At 30.4% G+C, this 19,466-nt stretch carries 20 protein-coding genes and 1 pseudogene; 20 read left to right on the top strand and 1 reads right to left on the bottom strand.

What is annotated here, in order from left to right; genetic code table 11:
• Positions 1-79 precede the first annotated feature (79 nt).
• The 14 genes and pseudogenes from ACQZHJ_RS14550 to ACQZHJ_RS14485 all read left to right on the top strand — a co-directional run bounded on the left by ACQZHJ_RS14550 (position 80) and on the right by ACQZHJ_RS14485 (position 12,327).
• Positions 80-991 carry a peptidoglycan DD-metalloendopeptidase family protein gene (locus ACQZHJ_RS14550; protein WP_430486274.1) on the top strand — a complete coding sequence of 304 codons (912 nt, stop codon included), beginning with the start codon at positions 80-82 and terminating at the stop codon, positions 989-991.
• Complete coding sequence (locus ACQZHJ_RS14545) at positions 978-1,829, top strand: site-2 protease family protein (RefSeq protein WP_430486273.1); 852 nt, start codon at positions 978-980, stop codon at positions 1,827-1,829. Before ACQZHJ_RS14550 ends, ACQZHJ_RS14545 begins: the two co-directional genes overlap by 14 nt.
• Positions 1,830-1,963: 134 nt before the next feature.
• Positions 1,964-3,817: a TIGR03960 family B12-binding radical SAM protein gene (locus tag ACQZHJ_RS14540; RefSeq protein ID WP_430486272.1), complete on the top strand. Its 1,854-nt coding sequence runs from the start codon at positions 1,964-1,966 to the stop codon at positions 3,815-3,817.
• Positions 3,801-4,502, top strand: a complete 702-nt coding sequence (locus ACQZHJ_RS14535; protein ID WP_430486271.1) for a TIGR03936 family radical SAM-associated protein — start codon at positions 3,801-3,803, stop codon at positions 4,500-4,502. Before ACQZHJ_RS14540 ends, ACQZHJ_RS14535 begins: the two co-directional genes overlap by 17 nt.
• 18 nt (positions 4,503-4,520) lie before the next feature.
• A complete protein-coding gene (locus ACQZHJ_RS14530; RefSeq protein WP_430486270.1) occupies positions 4,521-5,963 on the top strand; it encodes an Rne/Rng family ribonuclease in 1,443 nt (480 codons plus the stop codon).
• Positions 5,964-6,088: 125 nt separating this feature from the next.
• Positions 6,089-6,400, top strand: coding sequence for a 50S ribosomal protein L21 (gene rplU / locus ACQZHJ_RS14525; RefSeq protein ID WP_430486269.1), 312 nt, complete (start codon positions 6,089-6,091; stop codon positions 6,398-6,400).
• 9 nt (positions 6,401-6,409) lie between these two features.
• Positions 6,410-6,781: a ribosomal-processing cysteine protease Prp gene (locus ACQZHJ_RS14520; RefSeq protein WP_430486268.1), complete on the top strand. Its 372-nt coding sequence runs from the start codon at positions 6,410-6,412 to the stop codon at positions 6,779-6,781.
• Between the two features lie 3 nt (positions 6,782-6,784).
• Positions 6,785-7,087, top strand: coding sequence for a 50S ribosomal protein L27 (gene rpmA / locus ACQZHJ_RS14515; RefSeq protein ID WP_300349168.1), 303 nt, complete (start codon positions 6,785-6,787; stop codon positions 7,085-7,087).
• Between the two features lie 170 nt (positions 7,088-7,257).
• Positions 7,258-8,545: pseudogene (gene obgE, locus ACQZHJ_RS14510) on the top strand (GTPase ObgE).
• Positions 8,546-8,562: 17 nt separating this feature from the next.
• The gene (gene yhbY / locus ACQZHJ_RS14505) at positions 8,563-8,865 is read left to right on the top strand and encodes a ribosome assembly RNA-binding protein YhbY (protein WP_430486267.1); all 303 of its coding nucleotides are present in this window, start codon (positions 8,563-8,565) and stop codon (positions 8,863-8,865) included.
• A 1-nt stretch (position 8,866) separates the two neighbouring features.
• Positions 8,867-9,475: a nicotinate-nucleotide adenylyltransferase gene (nadD, locus tag ACQZHJ_RS14500; RefSeq protein ID WP_430486266.1), complete on the top strand. Its 609-nt coding sequence runs from the start codon at positions 8,867-8,869 to the stop codon at positions 9,473-9,475.
• Positions 9,476-9,477: 2 nt separating this feature from the next.
• Positions 9,478-10,050: a bis(5'-nucleosyl)-tetraphosphatase (symmetrical) YqeK gene (gene yqeK, locus ACQZHJ_RS14495; RefSeq protein WP_430486265.1), complete on the top strand. Its 573-nt coding sequence runs from the start codon at positions 9,478-9,480 to the stop codon at positions 10,048-10,050.
• Positions 10,051-10,072: 22 nt separating this feature from the next.
• Positions 10,073-11,434 carry an LCP family protein gene (locus ACQZHJ_RS14490; RefSeq protein ID WP_430486264.1) on the top strand — a complete coding sequence of 454 codons (1,362 nt, stop codon included), beginning with the start codon at positions 10,073-10,075 and terminating at the stop codon, positions 11,432-11,434.
• On the top strand, positions 11,431-12,327 hold the full coding sequence (locus ACQZHJ_RS14485; RefSeq protein WP_430486263.1) for an RluA family pseudouridine synthase: 897 nt from the start codon (positions 11,431-11,433) through the stop codon (positions 12,325-12,327). The genes ACQZHJ_RS14490 and ACQZHJ_RS14485 overlap by 4 nt, the downstream gene beginning before the upstream one ends.
• A 32-nt stretch (positions 12,328-12,359) precedes the next feature.
• Here the strand turns inward: ACQZHJ_RS14485 and ACQZHJ_RS14480 are convergent, their stop codons facing one another.
• Positions 12,360-13,697: a serine hydrolase gene (locus ACQZHJ_RS14480; RefSeq protein ID WP_430486262.1), complete on the bottom strand. Its 1,338-nt coding sequence runs from the start codon at positions 13,695-13,697 to the stop codon at positions 12,360-12,362.
• Positions 13,698-13,890: 193 nt separating this feature from the next.
• Here ACQZHJ_RS14480 and ACQZHJ_RS14475 point away from each other — a divergent pair, with 193 nt between their 5' ends.
• The 6 genes from ACQZHJ_RS14475 to ACQZHJ_RS14450 all read left to right on the top strand — a co-directional run bounded on the left by ACQZHJ_RS14475 (position 13,891) and on the right by ACQZHJ_RS14450 (position 19,422).
• Positions 13,891-14,307 carry an SLBB domain-containing protein gene (locus ACQZHJ_RS14475; protein WP_430486261.1) on the top strand — a complete coding sequence of 139 codons (417 nt, stop codon included), beginning with the start codon at positions 13,891-13,893 and terminating at the stop codon, positions 14,305-14,307.
• A gap of 220 nt (positions 14,308-14,527) precedes the next feature.
• Positions 14,528-14,683, top strand: coding sequence for a ComEA family DNA-binding protein (locus ACQZHJ_RS14470; protein ID WP_430486260.1), 156 nt, complete (start codon positions 14,528-14,530; stop codon positions 14,681-14,683).
• 45 nt (positions 14,684-14,728) lie between these two features.
• The gene (gene selD / locus ACQZHJ_RS14465) at positions 14,729-15,760 is read left to right on the top strand and encodes a selenide, water dikinase SelD (RefSeq protein WP_430486259.1); all 1,032 of its coding nucleotides are present in this window, start codon (positions 14,729-14,731) and stop codon (positions 15,758-15,760) included.
• Between the two features lie 16 nt (positions 15,761-15,776).
• A complete protein-coding gene (gene selA / locus ACQZHJ_RS14460; RefSeq protein ID WP_430486258.1) occupies positions 15,777-17,165 on the top strand; it encodes an L-seryl-tRNA(Sec) selenium transferase in 1,389 nt (462 codons plus the stop codon).
• A 1-nt stretch (position 17,166) separates the two neighbouring features.
• Positions 17,167-19,074, top strand: coding sequence for a selenocysteine-specific translation elongation factor (gene selB / locus ACQZHJ_RS14455; RefSeq protein ID WP_430486257.1), 1,908 nt, complete (start codon positions 17,167-17,169; stop codon positions 19,072-19,074).
• A gap of 102 nt (positions 19,075-19,176) precedes the next feature.
• Complete coding sequence (locus tag ACQZHJ_RS14450; protein WP_430486256.1) at positions 19,177-19,422, top strand: hypothetical protein; 246 nt, start codon at positions 19,177-19,179, stop codon at positions 19,420-19,422.
• Positions 19,423-19,466 lie beyond the last annotated feature (44 nt).

The raw sequence follows: 19,466 nt of genomic DNA, 5'->3' as shown, positions 1-19,466 counted from the left end.
TTTATATTAATAGTTCTATAAAATATATAAGAAAAATATATATTAAGTATCATTATTTTATTAAAGAAAGGAGAAGAATATGGGGAATTATAATAGGGAATATGAGAAGTACTACAATAAAATAAATAAAAAACATAATACTTCTCCAAAACAGAGCAGCAATATAAGAAGTTTTAGTCAAGTTAGAAAAAAGAATAATGAAAGTATAGGGAAATATATAGCCAATGACATTTTAGTATCATCAATTATGAGTGGTTGTATTTTTTTTAGCTTTTTTGCAGTTAGTAGGTTTAATAATGACTTTGGAAAAGATATTTGTAACAAATTTAAAACTATAATTTCTACAGATGGATATTATAAAAAATTGGCATTAGAGGATAGTGTCATAGTTGGAGCAATTAGTAAAAGCTTTAATGATAATGAAACTGAAAAGGGGAGTAATATAAGTAATGAAGACAAAGAGGGGGAAAAAGTAGAGAAAGATGTTTCAAAAAATAAGGAGATAAATTTACAAGAATCTTCTAAGGATAAGATTAGTAATTCACCTGAAATAGTTGTTGAAAGTTTTAATGAGTTTAATGTTGTAGAAAAGACGGCTTTAGATTTTTTGAGTGAAAGTAAGGTTACTGCCTTTAAAGGAAAGCTTTCTTCTTCAAATAATTTAAATTTTGAAGGAGAGAATGCTTATATAGAAGGTAAAGTAGGACAAGTTAATTCGATTTTAGAGGGAAATATTAAAGATATTAAAGAGAAAGATGGTACATATAGTGTATCAGTAGAATATAGTGATGAATTAGAAATTGTATATCACAATTTAAGTAAGATTAATAAAGAAAAAGGTGACTTTGTAAAGGAAAATGAAGTTTTAGGAGAGAGTGCATCTAATAGCAGTTTAAATGGTATAGTAATACAAGTGATTTCAGATGGCAAGTATATAAATCCAAAGGAGTATTTAGACTTTTTAGGAGCTAAAGACAGTGAAGTTAGATAAGAAAATAGTAATTCAGTTAATCATATTTTTTATTTTAAGCTTTAAGTTTAATTTGGCTTTAGCCTTCTTCTGGATAATAATTCATGAATTAGCACACTATTTAGTTGTTTTAAAATTAGGATTAGAGTCAGAGATGTTTAAAGTGCATATTTTGGGAGCGAGACTTGAAATAAGGGATTATGATGAATTAAGTGCTAAAGAAAAATTGTTGATATGCATAGCTGGGCCATTGTTAAATTTAATGGTTACCATATTATTTATTATAATTTATATATTTATGCCTGATAATTATTATGTTTTATCATCAATGGAAATAAATTTGGTATTATGTATATTTAATTTGCTGCCAATTTACCCTTTAGATGGAGGAAAGATACTTGGAGCATTGCTTGAAGAAAGAATGATATTTAAAGATATTAATGAGATTTTAGTTAAAGTTAGTTATGTATTTGGCGTTGGATTTATTTCACTTTCAATTATGGGAATGTTAGTTTTAGATATTTTTAATATAACATCTTTATTAGCTGGAATATTTATAATCTACTTGAGCTATAATGAAAAAAGAAAGGTAATGTATATAATTATGGGAGATATAACAAAGAAGAAGGAACGATTAATTAATAAGAAGTACATAGATAGTCGGATAACTTCAGTTTATTGTGAGCAAGAAATGGTTAATCTTTTAAGACTTATAGATAAGAATAGATTTAATATATTCTATGTTTTAGATGAGGAGATGGATTTGTTATATATATTAAAAGAGAATGAAATAATAGACATACTAAAGACTATAGGAAACATGAATTTAAGAGAATATTACATTAAGTATAGAAAATAATAAAGTTATTGGTTATAATTATTCTTTGTGATAAAATAGAATTTGTTAATATGAGAGAGGTATAGGGAATATACTTCTCTTTTTATTATAGATATTAGCTTTAATATTTTTAGAAAAATGTAGGAGGAAACTAAATGGTAAGAATAACTGATGATATTTTATATAGAGTTGAGAAACCGTCTAGATATGTAGGTGGAGAACTTAATGAAGTGATAAAAGACCCTAAAGAAGTTGACATAAGATTTGGATTCTGCTTTCCAGATGTTTATGAAGTAGGTATGTCTCACTTAGGTTCAAGAATTTTATACCACGTTTTAAATGAGAGAAAAGATACATATTGTGAGAGAGTATATGCTCCATGGCCAGACATGGAAAATCTTATGAGAGAGAATGATATAGCTCTGTATGCTTTAGAGACTAAGGATCCTATAAGCGAATTCCAATTCCTTGGATTTACTCTTCAATACGAGATGAGTTATACAAACATATTAAACATGTTAAATATGGGTGGAGTTAAGTTAAGAGCTTCAGAAAGAACAGGAAATGATCCAATAGTAATAGTTGGAGGGCCTTGTGCTTACAACCCAGAGCCAATATACGATATAGTTGACATAGTTCAATTAGGTGAAGGAGAAGAGGCTTTAAATGATCTTTTAGATCTTTATCAAAAACACAAAGATAATTTTGATAGAGAAGCTTACTTAAGAGAAGCAAGTCATATTCAAGGTGTTTATGTTCCTTCATTATATGATGTTACATACAACGAAGATGGAACAATCAAAGAATTTACACCAAAATATGCTGATGTTCCTAAAAAAGTTAAGAAGAGAATTATTAACAACTTTGATAAGGTTGAATTCCCAGATAGCTTAATAGTGCCTTACAGTGAAATAGTTCACGATAGAGTTGTATTAGAATTATTCAGAGGATGTACTAACGGATGTAGATTCTGTCAAGCTGGAATGATATACAGACCAGTAAGAGAGAAGAGTAGAAAAACTTTAGTAGAACAAGCTAGAAAAATGCTTAAAGCTACAGGATATGATGAAGTTTCACTTGTTTCATTAAGTACTTGTGACTACTCAGATATTCAAGGATTAGTATCAGACCTTATAGAAGAGCATGGAAAGAATAATGTAAGTGTTGCCTTACCATCAATAAGAGTTGATGCTTTTTCAGTTGATTTATTAAAAGAGATTCAGAAGGTTAGAAAAACTGGTTTAACATTTGCTCCAGAGGCTGGTTCTCAAAGAATGAGAGATGTTATAAACAAAGGTTTAAGTGAAGAAAAGATATTAGAAGCTGCTAAGAGTGCTTTTGAATCAGGGTGGAGTACAATAAAATTATACTTCATATTAGGAGTTCCTTATGAAACAGTTGAGGATGCTGCTGAAGTCGGATTATTAGCTGAAAAGATTGCAGACCAATACTTTGCAGTACCAAAACATATAAGAAATAAAGGACTTAGAATTAATGTAAGTACTTCTATACTTGTACCAAAGCCATTTACACCATTCCAATGGGCTCCAATGGAGAAAATGGATGTTGTAACTGAAAAAATTAAAGCTGTTAAAGGTGCTATAAAATCAAGAAGTATAAACTACAACTATCATGAACAAAAAACATCATACATGGAAGCTGTTTTAGCAAGAGGAGACAGAAGACTTTGTGATGTACTAATAAAAGCTTATGAAAAAGGTGCTAAGTTTGATGGATGGTCAGAGTACTTTAACTTTGAGCTATGGCAAGAAGCTATGGCTGAGTGTAATGTAGATGGAGATTTCTACGCTTACAGAGAAAGAAGTTATGACGAAGTTTTACCTTGGGATTTCATAGATATTGGAGTTACAAGAAAATATCTTGAAAGAGAAAATGAAAAGGCAAGAACTGGTGAACCAACTCAAAACTGTAGAAAAGGATGTACAGGTTGTGGAGTAAATGTAAACTTTAAAGAGGGAGAGTGTTTCGAAGGTGCGATACTTAATTAAATTTACTAAAGATGCAGATATAAAATTTATTTCTCACTTAGATTTAATGAGAACAATTCAAAGAATAGTTAGAAGAGCTGGTCTTCCAGTTGAATATTCAAAAGGATTTAACCCTCATATGGCTTTAGCTATAGCACAACCTTTATCAGTTGGAGTTTATTCAGAAGGTGACTACCTAGACTTAAACTTATCAGAGGATATGAATGTTGATGCTGTAAAAGAACAACTAAATGAGTTCTCAGCTAAGGGGATTAAATTCTTAGAGGCTTCAAAAAGCCCTGTTATTCATAATATTAAGAGATTACCACCTGCAATGGCTCTTTTAGATGCTGCTAACTATACAATAAAAATAAAATATAGTGATATTTCTAAAGCTGAAGAAGAGGTTAATGCTTTAATGGCTAAAAAAGAAATAGTAACAATCAAGAAGACTAAAAAAGGTGAAAAAGAAGCTGATATAAAACCATTTATAAAAGACTTCAAGTGTTGGACTAAGGATAATTGCTTAGTGGTAAATGCAACAATAAGCTGCGGAAGTAGAGAGAACCTTTCAGCAGACCTATTAGCTAATGTAATAAAGCAAAACACTTCAAATGTTGACGAGGAAGCTTTCGTAGAAATAAAAAGAGTTGAGATGTATGCATACAAAGGAGATAATCTAGTTCCTTTATACAAATACATCTAATTTTAGGAAGTGAATTTCATGAGAGACATATTCGTAGAAAGAAGAGAAAATTTATTAAGGGTTGCTATAAAGGAAAATAATCTTTTAAGTGAGTGCTATATAGAAGAGGAAAGTCTTGAACCTATTCCGGGAGAAATATATAAAGGAATAGTTAAGAGGATTGTTCCAGGGATAAAGAGTGCTTTTATTGATATTGGGCATAGTAAGCAAGCATATATGGTGCTTGGAGATGATGACAAAGAACTAAAGCAAGGTGATGAGATAATTGTTGAAGTAATCAAAGAACAACTTGGAAACAAGGGTGCTAAGGTTACTTCAAAGATATCCTTAGCGGGAAGATATTGTGTTTTAGAAACTTCAAAAAATGATATTTCTATTTCAAGGAAAATAGAGAATTTAGAGTTTAAAAAAGAACTTGAGAATTCATTATTTAAAACAAGTGATATAGGGGTTACTGTTAGAACTAAGGCTCAATTAGCTACTATTGGAGAAATCCAAAATGAGATTGAGGAACTTTATAGAGGTTATAAAGAAATACTTAGAGAAGGAAAATTTTCATTAAACCCAAAAAGATTATTTGGAAAAGGTGACCTTATAAATAAGCTTATCATAGATGATATTGATTCAGAAACTTCTACAATATTTGTAGATTCTTTAGCTGACTATGAAAGAATAAAAGATAGTATGGCTAATGCAGAATATATAAAAGTTGTTTTATATGATGAAGTTAGAAATCTATTTGATTATTATGGAATAGAAAAAGATATATTAAGTCTTAGAAATAATAGGGTAAATCTAAGTTGTGGTGGAGATATAGTTATTGAAAAAACTGAGGCTATGCATGTTATAGATGTAAACTCAGGAAGGAATACAAATCATAGAAATAGAGAAAAGACAGCTTATGAAACTAATAAAAATGCTGCAATAGAAATTGCTAGACAAATAAAGATTAGAAATTTAGGAGGAATTATCTTAGTAGATTTTATAGATATGTATTCAGAAAATAACAAGAAAAAAATCTTAGATATACTAAGAAATGAATTTAAGACTGATAGACAAAGAGCTAAAGTATTGCCTTTTACAGAATTAGGACTAGTTCAAATAACTAGATATAGAAAAGGTAAGAGCATTTATGATTATATAGAAGAAAATTGTCCATTATGTAATGGGCATGGTAAGAGATTAAAATTATCTTATATAAATCTTCTTTTAAAAAATGAAATTTTAAAGAAAAATGGTGAGGGAAAAATTAAAGATTTTCACTTAGAAATAAATTCAATGTATGAAGATGATATTAGAGGAAATATTTTTGAGTTTTTAAAAGAAATAGGTGCTTTAGATTTAAATATTTATTTAAATTTTGAGGAAACAAAAGATTTTTATAAAGTAGAACCATTGATCTTTAAAAATCAAATAGATAGCGTAAGTGAGTATTTGGTGAAGAATATCGAAAAATATTAAATTAAGCTTTACAAAAGGGAATTGCTATGATAGAATGACCTTTGTAAACCGCTCGCGAATAGGTTTTTAAATAACTTTTAGAAGTTATACCTTAAGTGGCGAGACCGTTATGAGGAGGTGTTTTAATGTACGCAGTATTAACTACAGGAGGAAAACAATACAGAGTTCAAGAGGGAGACGTATTATTCGTTGAAAAACTTAACGCTGAAGTTGACTCAACAGTTGAATTAACAGAGGTTCTTGCAGTCGCTAAAGACGGAGAAATCAAAGTTGGTGCACCAGTAGTTGAGGGTGCTAAGGTTGTAGCAAAAGTATTAGCTCAAGGAAAAGCTAAGAAAGTTATTGTATTCAAATACAAGAGAAAGAAAGACTATAGAAGAAAAAATGGTCATAGACAACCTTACACTAAGATCGTTATCGAAAAGATCGAAGCTTAATTTTTTGATATGATTAAAGTTAAATTTCAATCAAAACAAGATAACATAATTTCCTTCACAATTAAAGGACACGCAATGGAATGCAGAGATGCAGTTCTTGCAGGAGAGGCGTACGACATGATCTGTAACTCAGTATCAGTATTGTCTCAAAGTGCTATCATTGGTTTAGATGAGGTGTTAAAGCTAAATGTAAACTATGAGATGTGTGATGGATATTTAAAACTAGATCTAAATGGGTTTACTCATGAGGAGATAGTTGAAGCTCAAGTTTTACTTAAAACATTTGAATTGAGCGTAGCGAGTCTAGTCCTAGGGCTGGATAGCAGTTTAGGAAAGAAAACGCGTTGTAAATATATAGAGATAATAAAAGAGGAGGTGTAGACTATGTTAATAATGAACCTTCAATTATTTGCACACAAAAAAGGGGTTGGTAGCTCAAAGAACGGTAGAGATTCTGAGAGTAAAAGACTTGGTGTTAAATGTGCAGATGGACAATTTGTTCTTGCTGGAAACATATTAGTAAGACAAAGAGGAACTAAGATTCATCCAGGTGCTAACGTAGGTAAAGGTGGAGACGATACTTTATTCGCTAAGATCGATGGTGTTGTTAAATACGAAAGACTTGGAAGAGACAAGAAAAAAGCTTCTGTTTACCCAGTAAACGTAGAAGAAGTTATAGCTGAATAATATATTTAGTTTTATGAAAGCACCCTTACTTTGAGGGTGCTTTTTGATTAACTATAAAAAATATGATATAAAGGGCATAGCTTTTTTAAAAAAGCTGTGTTTTTATATTAAACTAAGGTTATAATATACTAAAAAAGGTATATTTTATAGAGAAAGCAAGGTGAGAAAACATGTTTATAGATACGGCCAAGATATTTGTGAAATCTGGAGATGGTGGTCACGGTTCTGTTTCTTTTAGAAGAGAAAAATACGTTCCACTTGGAGGAACCAGACGGTGGAGATGGTGGAAAAGGTGGAGATGTTACTTTCGTAGTGGATCCAGGAATGACAACTCTTTTAGATTTCAAATATAAGAGAAAATTCGTAGCAGGCAGAGGAGAAGACGGTCAAGGCTCTAAGTGTTACGGAAGAGATGGTGAAAAATTAACAATAAAAGTTCCAATGGGAACAATAATAAGAGATGTTGAAAGTAATAAGGTAATGGCAGACCTTTCTCATAGAGATGATACATATACAATCTGTAAGGGTGGAAAAGGTGGAAAAGGAAACTGTAAATTCTGTACACCTACAAGACAGGCTCCAACTTTTGCAGAGCCAGGAATGCCAGGAGAAGAAAGATGGGTAGGACTTGAGTTAAAACTTTTAGCTGATGTTGGACTATTAGGATTCCCTAACGTTGGTAAGTCAACATTACTTTCAGTTGTAACTAAAGCTAAACCAAAGATAGCTAACTATCACTTTACAACATTAAAACCTAACCTAGGAGTTGTTGCTGTACCAGGAATAGAGCCATTTGTTATGGCAGACGTACCAGGTATTATAGAAGGAGCTTCAGAAGGTGTTGGTCTTGGATTAGATTTCTTAAGACATATCGAAAGAACAAGACTTTTAATACATGTTGTTGATATTTCAGGTATTGAAGGAAGAGATGCTGTAGAGGACTTCAAGAAAATAAATGAAGAGTTACAAAACTATAGTGTTAAACTTTGGGATAGACCTCAAATAGTTGTTGCAAACAAATGCGATATGTTATTTGATGAAGAGATATTTGAAAACTTCAAAGCTGAAGTTAATAAAATGGGCTTTGACAAAGTATTTAAAATGTCAGCAGCTACTTCTCAAGGAGTAGAGGAAGTTATAAAAGAAGCAGCTAGAATGCTTAAGGAAATTCCTGTAACTGACTTAGAAATTCCAGAAGATGAAAGATTTATCCCTGAAGATAAGAAGTTTACATATACAATAAATCCAATAGATGAAGATGGATTAAAAGTTTATGTAATAGAAGGTACATTTGTAGACAGATTATTATTAGCTGTTAACGTAAATGACCCAGACTCATTAAGATACTTCCATAAGGTTCTTAACAATAAAGGAATATTCAATGAGTTAAGAGAAATGGGAATAGAAGATGGAGATATGGTAAGATTAAATGACTTTGAGTTTGAATACTTACTATAATTAATGGAGGATAAATAATGATAACAACTAAACAAAGAGCATATTTAAGAGGATTAGGTGCTAAATTAACTCCTATATTTCAAATAGGTAAAAATGGAATAGAAGAAAACTTCATAAAGCAAGTTGATGAAGCTTTAGAAGCAAGAGAGTTATTAAAAATAAAAGTACTTGAGAATAGTGGATTAGAGACAAGAGAAGCTTCAAATTTCCTTTGTGAAAAACTACAATGTGAAGGAGTTCAATCTATAGGAAACAAGATAGTTCTTTACAGAGCATCTCAAAATAAACCTAAGATAGAGCTACCTAAAAAAGGAAAGTAATATGAAGAAAATAGGAGTTATTGGAGGTACATTTGATCCAATACACATAGGTCATATTTATATAGCCTATGAAGCCTATAAAGAATTAGAATTAGATGAGGTTGTATTCATGCCAGCTGGTAATCCTCCACATAAGAAGGATAAGAATATAACTGATGAAATAATTAGATATGAAATGGTTAAAAAAGCTATAGAGCCATATAGCTTTTTTTCCATAAGTAATTATGAAATAGAGAAAAAAGGATTGAGCTTTACTTATGAAACTTTAAGATATTTGAAAGAAAGTTTTAACGAGGTAGAGCTCTATTTCATAACTGGAGCAGATTGTCTTGTAAATCTTAATTCATGGAAGAATATAAATGAAATATTCAAAGTAAGTAATTTAGTTGTCTTTAATAGACCTGGATTTGAAAAAAATGATTTGCAAAAGAGGAAAGAAGAGTTTGAGAAAGAATATTGTACTAGTATAACTTATTTGGATTTGTTAAATATTGAGATAAGTTCAACATTTATACGTGAGAGAATAGAAGATTCTTTAGAAGTAAATTTCTTTTTACCTCAAGGTGTAATGGATATAATAAAGAAAAACAACTTATATAGAGGAGAATAGCTATGTGGTCATTGCAAAGAATAAAAGAAGATGTTAAAGATACTCTTAAAGGGAGTAGATATGAACATACTTTAGGAGTTATTGAGACTGCAAAGGAATTAGCTAGGCTTAATAATGAAGATGAAAATAAGGCGGAATTAGCAGCACTTATACATGATGTAGCTAAATACATGCCTATTGATGAACAGATTAAGATTTTAGAAGAAAACGGTTATAATTTAGATGAGATAACTTTAAAATCACCACAAGTATTACATGGGTTTACTGGAGCTATAATTGGAAAAGTTAAGTTTGGAATAGAAGATGAGGATGTTCTTAATGCTGTTAAATACCACACATTAGCTAAAGGAAACATGACTACTTTAGAAAAAATAGTTTATATAGCAGACTATATTGAACCAGGAAGAGACTTTCCAGGAGTTCAAGAATTAAGATATATAACTAAAGAAAATTTAGATAATGGAGTGCTAAAAGGGTTAGAGAATACAATTTTATTTGTAATAAAGCAGGGTAATCTTATACATCCATTAACCATAGAAGCTAGAAATTTCTTAGTTATGCATAAGAATTCTTAATTAAATAAAATGGGGGTATTATATGGGAAATGAAGAAAATAATCATAATGACATTGAAGAAAAAAGCACCATTACAAGTAGAAAAAACAAAAGAAAAAGTAGAAGTGTAGATAAAGGTGAATCGAGAAGAAAATTAGCTAAGAGAATAGCATTAGGTTCTTTAGCATTTTTATTAATTCTTTTAATTGGCTCAGTTGGGTATGCTTATTCTAAATATGGTAAGTTTATTGGGGAAGTTTTTCATATTGTTAAGGATGTAAAAAATGATGTTATAAAAGTTGAGGAGCCTATAAATGTGTTACTTCTAGGTATGGATATAGGTGATACAAATGATACTCAAAATGATGCTATTAAGAGAACAGACACAATAATACTTGCAAACTTTGACCCTATAACCAAAAAGGCTAAGTTAATTTCAATTCCAAGGGATACAAGGGTTAAGATAAATGGTAAGGCCCAAAAAATAAATGCAGCTTATCCAATTGGAGGAGAAAAGTTAGTTAAAAAGCTTGTTGGAAATATACTTGATGTTAAGGTGGACTATGTTGTTAAGGTAGACTATGAAGGCTTTAGAGGTATTATAGATGCTATTGGTGGGATTGATATGTATATCGAACAAGATATGAATTATGATGACCCAGGACAAGATTTACACATTCATTTTAATAAAGGTGAAACTGTACATTTAGATGGTAAAGGTGCAGAAGAGTTCTTTAGATGGAGAAAAAATAACGATGGAACAGGTCTTGTTAATGGAGATGTTGATAGAATTAAGAATCAACAGAAATTAATGAATGCTGTTGTAGATAAAGTATTATCTTTATCTATGATAACAAAGATAGATGATGTTGCAGATGTTTTAAATAAAAATATTGAAACTAATCTTCCTTTAGATGTAATAGTTGCTTATGGAATGAAAGGTTTAGAAATGAATTCTAGCGATATAGAAATGACAACATTACCTGGTGAGGGAAGATATGTAGGAAATGTTTCTTACTATATAGAAGATGAAAAGGCTACTCAGGAGTTAAGAAATGAGCTTAATAGTAGCGACTTAAGTGGAAGAAAAAATGTTATTCCTAGTATGGCTAGAGAAGATTTATCAATAAAAGTATTGAATTGTACTAAGATAAATGGTTTAGCTGGAGGCGTACAAAAGGAATTAAATGAAAATGGATATCCTAAAGTTGATGTTGGAAATGGAGAAGAAAGAGATACTTCTCAGATTTTAATTAGAAATGAAAGCTCTAGAACATTCATGGAAAATGATTTAAGAATTGAAGACATTAAAAAGGGAATTCCAAGTAAATATGACAGTGATAATAACTATGACATAATAATTTTCTTAGGAAAAGACTTTAAAAATTTTGGAGAGACAGAATGAGTATTTTAGAGAGTAAAATAACTAAAGAATATGATAAAAGAAAGATAAGAGAGTTTTTAAAAGAAGAACTAGGTCTTTCTTCAAGATTAATAAGAAGTGCTGCTATGGATAAAAGAATTAAGGTTGATGGTAATCCAGTAAAGATGAACTATGTTGTTAAAACTGGTGAAGAAGTTAAAATAGAGCTTTCAAAGAAGGAAACTCAAAATATTGAACCAGAAAATATAGACATAGAGATAGTTTATGAGGATAGCGATATCTTAGTATTAAATAAAAAGCCATTTATGGTAGTACACCCTACTAGAAGTCATCCAAATGGAACATTAGCAAATGGAATTTTATATTACTTTAAAGAAAGTGGTCAAGATTGCATAGTTAGACTTGTTAGTAGATTGGATATGAATACATCAGGTCTTATAATCATAGGAAAGAACCAATATGCTCATATGGTTTTATCTAATGAAATGAAGACTGATAAGTTTCAAAAGAGATATTTGGCTATAGTTCATGGAAACTTAGAAGAAAAGGAAGGAACTATAAATAGACCTATTTATAGACCGGAAGTGGATACTATAAAGAGAGTTGTAGACGAGAGAGGTCAAGAGAGTATAACTCATTACAAAGTCATTGAGAGCTTTGATGGAGCAGATTTAGTTGAATGTTTATTAGAAACTGGTAGAACTCATCAAATTAGAGTTCATTTAAGCAGTTTAGGTCATCCTATCTTTGGAGATTCACTTTATGGAACAGAGGATGCTGAGGATATATCAAGACAGGCATTACATGCTTATGGATTAGATTTCTACAGTCCAAAGACTAAGAAGCCGTTAAGCCTTAGAGCTGAACTTCCAGATGACATGAAAGAATTAATAAATAAACTAAAAAATAAGTAGTTTTAGGCATTTGCTTAAAACTACTTATTTTTTTATTGATAAAAGTAAGTATTACTACGTTTTTTTCTATTTCTTATTCTTTTTATAGTTGAAACAATTCGTATTATAAATAATACTAGTACAACGACAGCTATAAGCCCTACAACTCCTAAAGCAATGTAGAAACCATCATAACTTTTAAGCTTTATAATAAGCTTTTCAAAGTCTGTATAAGTTACATTATTACCATTCAAAAGATCTATTGTTTTATATGGAGTATTGCCTAACATAACTGTTCCAGTAAAGTGAGTATTATTTTTCATTAAATCCATACCTCTAGAAATTGGAGTTGAAGATTTAACAGAGATATTTATGTTTTCATTTTTCTTTATGTCATCAATTGATAAATTTTCAATCTCCTCATTAGGAAATGCTTTATAAATATCTTCTGGGATAACTAAAGATAAAGTATTATTATCATCAATATAATATTCTTTAGCTAAATCACCTTTTGAAAATAATTTAACCACAGAGAAATTATCAAATCCATAGTCTAAAAGAGCTTTTGTATCAGCATAATACTGATCTTTAGTGTCGTAATAGAAAAGAGTAAGAACTAACTTTCTATCACCTCTCTTAGCAGCACAAGCAAATGTATGCTTTGATTTTGTTGTATACCCTGTTTTGTTACAGAATATATCTTCATAATAATATGGGCTTGTAGTATGAATAAGTTGGTTATTATTATTAGCCCAAATAGGCTCACCACTTACAACACTTTCAGGCATTTCATGAACAACCTTCTCTGTTATTGAATTTATTAAATCCTTTTGAGAAGCATAGTTCATCATTAATGCTAAGTCATAAGGGGTTGTTAAGTGATCTTCTTCAAAAAGGCCACTAGCATTTACAAAGTGAGTGTTTTTACATCCTAATTCTTTAGCTTTTTCATTCATAAGTTCAGCAAATTTTGCTTCGGAACCAGAAATATGTTCAGCTAATGCAACAGCAGCATCATTGGCTGATTGTATTAAAAGAGCATTTAGAAGCTCTTCAACTGTATATTGGTCTCCTTCTTGCAGACCTACACGAGTTCCTTCTGCTAAAGGAGGATTTTTCCCAATTGTAACTACATCATCTAGCTTAGATTTTTCTAAAGTTAATATAGCTGTCATAGTTTTAGTTGTGGAGGCTGGTGCCATTTTAACGTTTGCATTCTTTTCAGCAAGTATATCACCTGTATTTCCATCCATAAGAACCATACCCTGACCTTGAATTTCAGGAGCGTTAGAATTAGCGAATACATTTACATTAAAAAATATAGTAAATATAAAAGTAGATAATATTATAAACTTTAAATTCTTTTTTAAACTATTAAATTTAATACTCATTAAAACCTCCAATAGTATATTTTTGGTTGCAATATTAATTATAACAATAAAATCGGATGTTTTCTATAAAATTGCACAAATTATATGGTTAAAAGTGTAAAAGGTGTCAATAATGTTAAATAAATTTATTGAATTATCATTATATATTTTTATTATTAAATAAATTTACATCGAGTTTATAAATGGAGGGGAAATGAAGAGAAAAGAGAAGATTATTGGAAGTTTAGTAATAGCTGTTTTAGCAATAGTATTTTTATTTATTGGCTATTCTAAACCTAAAAGTGAAGAGCTATCAAAGGAAGAGATGGAAAGATTATTCTTAGATGTTGAAGAAAAAGATGAGGATGAAAATGAAGAAAATAATTCTTATAAGAAGTCAGAAAATAATAATAAAGTTTCAAATGAAGCTAGTTCAAGTGGCTATTTTAGTGGAGAAGATGAAGCTATAGAGGAAAATAGGTCTAATAATGAATTAGATAATGAAAGTAAAGGAAATATAGTAGTTGAGGTAAAGGGAGAAGTTAAAAATCCTAATATATATGTTTTGGAAGAAGGAAGTAGGATTTTTGAGGTGATAGATATGGCTGGAGGAACCAACAGAAGAAGCTGATTTAAGCAATATAAATAGAGCTTTATACTTAAGTGACGGGCAATGCATAGTTGTTAGGAATATAAATGATAAAGAGGATGCTGGTGAAGAGGATAACGCTGTCTCATTAAATAATGAAAGTATTGAGGCAAGTAATTCTCCAGTAAAAGAATCAGTAGATAAATCAGTTGGTGAAGAAAGTAATACTGTTAATATAAATTCTGCATCGAAGGAATTATTAATGACCTTATATGGAATTGGAGAAAGCAAGGCCCAAGGGATTGTTGACTATAGAGAAGAAAAAGGTGCTTTCAAAAGCATTGAGGAGATTACAAATGTAAGTGGTATTGGAGAAAAAACTTTTGAGAAAATAAAAGATAAAATTTCTGTAAAGTAATATGATATAATGAATATTATTAATCAAGAAAAGAGGTGGAGTTTTATGATAGAAAAAAGATTAACAGAACTATCAAAGACTTCTGGCTGAGCAGCTAAAATAGGGCCGGGGGCTCTTTCAGAGATATTAAGTAAATTACCAAAAATGAATGATGAAAACTTAATTGTTGGAATAGATACATCTGATGATGCAGCTGTATATAAATTAAGTGATGACATTGCTACAATTCAAACTTTAGATTTCTTTACTCCAATAGTAGATGACCCATATATGTTTGGTCAGATAGCAGCAGCAAACTCACTAAGTGATGTTTATGCTATGGGAGGAAAGCCTATAGTAGCTTTAAATATTGTTGGATTCCCAAATTGCTTAAGTATGGATATCTTAGGTGAGATATTAAAAGGGGGAGCAGATAAAGTTTTAGAAGCTGGAGCAGTAATAGTTGGAGGGCATTCAGTACAGGATGATGAACCAAAGTATGGTTTATCGGTTACAGGAATAGTTCATCCAGATAAAGTTCTTAAAAACTATGGAGCTGAAACAGATGATATCTTAATTTTAACTAAGCCAGTTGGAACAGGGATAATAAATACTGCTATAAAGGCAGGAATGGCTTCAAAAGAAGCTTATGAAAAAGCCGTAAAAGTAATGGCATATTTAAATAAATATGCAGGTGAGATAATAACTGACTATGATATAACATCATGTACGGATATAACAGGATTTTCACTTATAGGTCATGCATACGAAATGGCTGAACCTTCTAATAAGACATTTAGAATATTTAAAGATGCTATACCGTTTATAGAGGAAGCAAAAGAATATGCTAATATGGGACTAGTGCCAGCAGGATGCTATGAAAATAAGAGATATCTACAAGGAAAGTATAAGCTAAATAATGTTGAAGGATGGATGGAAGATATATTATTTGATCCTCAGACTTCAGGTGGACTACTAATTAGCTGCAAAGAAAAAGACTACATTGATATTTTAACTAGATTAGAAAAGTTAGATGTAGAAAGTGCTATTGTAGGTCGTGTTGAAGACTTCCATGATGCATATATTGTAGTAGAGTAAATTTTAGGAGGAAAATATGACAAAGAAACTTCTTAGAGCATTGCCTAAGATAGATGAGATACTTGGTCTTTTTAATGAAGATTTTTTAAATAACACTGGGAGAGAAGTAGTTGTTTCTACTTTAAGGGATATAATTGATGAAAACAGAAAAGCGATTCTAAAGGGAGAAGCAGATTATGCTTTAACTAAAGAAGATGCTAAAAGTGAATGTGAAAAAAGATTATTGAAGAAAAGAGAGAAAAATTTAAAAAGGGTTATTAATGGAACAGGTGTTGTTATTCATACTAATCTAGGAAGATCTTTGTTAAGTGAAGAGGCTACTGAAGCGGTTTCTTCAGTAGCTTCAAGCTATAGCAACTTAGAGTATGATTTAGAAAAGGGATCTAGAGGTTCTAGATATTCCTTAATAGAAGAAATAATAAAAGAGATTACAGGAGCTGAGGCTGCTTTAGTTGTAAACAATAATGCAGCTGCCATAATGCTTACATTAAATTCTCTTTGTGAAAATAAAGAGGTGGTTGTTTCTAGAGGACAGCTTGTGGAAATTGGAGGTTCTTTTAGAATTCCAGATGTAATGAAGTTTTCAAGAGCAAAGCTTGTTGAGGTTGGAACTACTAATAGAACACATCTTTTTGATTATGAGGATGCTATAACTGAGGAAACAGGAGCACTTTTGAAGGTTCATTGTTCAAACTTTAAAATAGTAGGTTTTACTAAAGAAATTAGTGCTAAAGAACTTTGCAATTTAGGAAAAGAAAGAAATGTACCTGTAATTGAGGACATTGGAAGTGGAGTTTTAATTGATTTAAGCAAATATGGATTGGAGAAAGAACCTACAGTTATTGAAAGCTTAGAGGCTGGAGTTGATGTTGTGACCTTCTCTGGTGACAAGATGCTAGGCGGAGCACAAGCTGGAATCATTGTAGGTAAAAAGAAATTCATAGATAAAATAAAAAGAAATCAATTAACTAGAGCTTTAAGAGTTGATAAGTTCACTTTAGCAGCTTTAGAAATTACTCTAAAGCATTATTTAAATGAAAAAGAGGCTATTGAAAAAATACCAACACTTCATATGATGACTTTATCTTCAGAAGAAATAAAAAATAGAGCGGAAAGATTTATAGAAATAACTGAATCTTTAAATGATTTTTATGATTTTTCTATTGAAAAAGGGTTTTCTACTGTTGGTGGAGGATCAATGCCTGATAGCAAGTTAGAAACTTATTTAGTGAAAATAAGCTCGGAGAATATAAATGAAGTAAGTCTAGAAAAGTATTTAAGATTAAATGAAACTCCAATAATAACAAGAGTTTATAATGGAGCAGTATATATAGATTTTAGAACTATTTTAGAGAAAGACTATGAAGTTATATTCAATGCTTTAAAGGAAATAGGAGAAAAATAAGATGAAACATGTGATTATAGGAACGTCAGGACATATAGATCATGGTAAAACAACTCTTATAAAAGCTTTAACAGGAAGAGAAACTGATAAGTTAGATGAAGAGAAAAAGAGAGGAATATCTATAAACTTAGGTTTTACTTTCTTTGATTTACCATCAGGAAAAAGAGCAGGAATAATAGATGTTCCGGGGCATGAAAAGTTCATCAAAAACATGTTAGCAGGAGCTACATCATTAGATGTAGTTCTTCTAATTATTGCCCTAGATGAAGGAATAATGCCTCAAACAAAGGAACATTTAGAGATATTAGAACTTTTAAAGGTTAAAAAATGTATAGTTGCTCTAACTAAGAGGGATTTAGTTGATGAAGAGTGGGCTGATATGATGAAGGATGAGATAAAATCTTACTTGAAATCAACTAGCTTTAATGATGCAACTATGATAGAAGTATCATCTAAGACTAAAGAGGGAATAGATGAACTCGTAGCTGAAATTGATAAGTCAGTGGAAGAAATAGAACAAAAGGATAAAGAGGGACACTTTAGATTAGCTGTAGATAGAAGTTTCTCAGTAAGTGGATTTGGAACAGTTGCCACAGGAACTATATTGAGTGGAAGTGTTAAACTTGGAGATTTAGTTCAAGTTAATCCAAAAGGACTAGAAGCTAGGGTTAGAAATATTCAAATACATGATGAGAATGCTGAATTTGGAGAAGCTGGTCAAAGGTGTGCATTAAACTTAGTTGGAGTGACCAAGGATGAGGTTTCTAGAGGGGCTGTAGTTTGTACACCAAATACCATAGAGCCTTCTTATATGGTTGACTGTAAGTTTAAGTATCTAAAATCTAATGAAAAGAATTTAGTTAACAGGCAAAGGGTAAGAGTTTATCAAGGAACATCAGAAATATTTGGAAGAATAGTTATTCTAGATAAAGAAGAAGTTGAACCCGGTGAAGAAGCATATGTTCAGATTAGATTAGAAGATGAAATTTGTGCTCAAAAAGGAGATAGACTTGTTATAAGAAATTACTCACCTATGACAACTATAGGCGGAGGAAAGGTTATAAATCCAGTAGCTAAAAAGGCTAAAAGATTTAGAGAAGAGTATTTAAATGAATTAAAGCTTATGGAAAAAGGAACTATAGAAGAAGTTATAGAAAATGTAGTTTTTTCATTAAGTGAAAACTTCCCTAATTCACAAGAGATTATAAAAGGTCTAGGAAGAAATGTTGAAAATATAAGTGAGATATTAGAAAAGCTTTGTGAAGGTAAAAAAATAATAGGAATAGATAATGGAAATTCAAAGGTATTTATACATAATAAGTTCTTTATGAAGAAGAGTGAAGAGGTTTATGATATTTTAAAAAAATATCATGAAGAGAATCCTCTTAAAGTTGGAATGAATAAAGAAGAATTAAGAAGTAAAGCTTTTTCAAATAAATTAAAACAAAAAATATTTTTAAAATTCTTAGAACTCATGAAAGAAAAAGAAATCATAAAAGAAGGTGCTAATATAGTAGCTTTAAAAGGTTTTGAGATACAATTAACTAAAGCACAAAGAGGAATAAGAGATAAGATAGTAAAAGCTTACTTAGAAGCAGGAATTACTTCACCTAGAATAAAAGATATTATAGATGACAAAAAGTTAGAAAAAGAGTATATGAAAATCTATAATCTTTTAATCGAAGAAGGAACTTTAGTAAAACTTCCTGAAGATGTTGTTATGTATAAAGATGTAATAAATTCAGTAAAAGATAGTGTTATAGAATACCTAAGGAAAAATAACTCAATAAACTTAGGTGGAGCCAAAGAATTACTAGGAGTTTCAAGAAAATACTTAGTTGCTATCCTAGAATATCTAGATCAAATAGAGGTAACCAAAAGAGTAGATAACGAGAGAGTTTTAAATTAAAAAAGCAAAATAAATGATTATTAAGTAGTATTATTTTGAGAGTCCTCTCATACAAATTTAGTAGAAGTGAAATTCTAATTAACTTTGTTGGGAGGATTTTTTATGCAAAATTTAGATTATTGTTTAGAGTGTAGAAGATTATTTTTAGAGAATGAGAAGTGTGAATTTTGTGGTTCAGAAAATATTAAACCTATAAAAAAGAGTACATCAGTAAATGTAATAGGAAGCAAGGTTAAAGGAAAAGTTTTAAATTGTAAAGAGGGAATTGTTAACGTAGTAGTTATAACTGAATCTAAGGAAAGAGTAGTAAAGGATTATAAAGTAAAAGAATTAAGAAAGGTACTTTAAGAAATACTTTGAATTTAATATGCTAAAAGAGAAGTTTATAAATT

The sequence above is a fragment of the Clostridium sp. B9 genome (assembly GCF_050509515.1).
Classification (GTDB): domain Bacteria; phylum Bacillota; class Clostridia; order Clostridiales; family Clostridiaceae; genus Sarcina.
The sequence above is the reverse complement of the archived record's forward strand: the minus strand, read 5'-3'. Positions and strand labels throughout refer to the sequence as shown.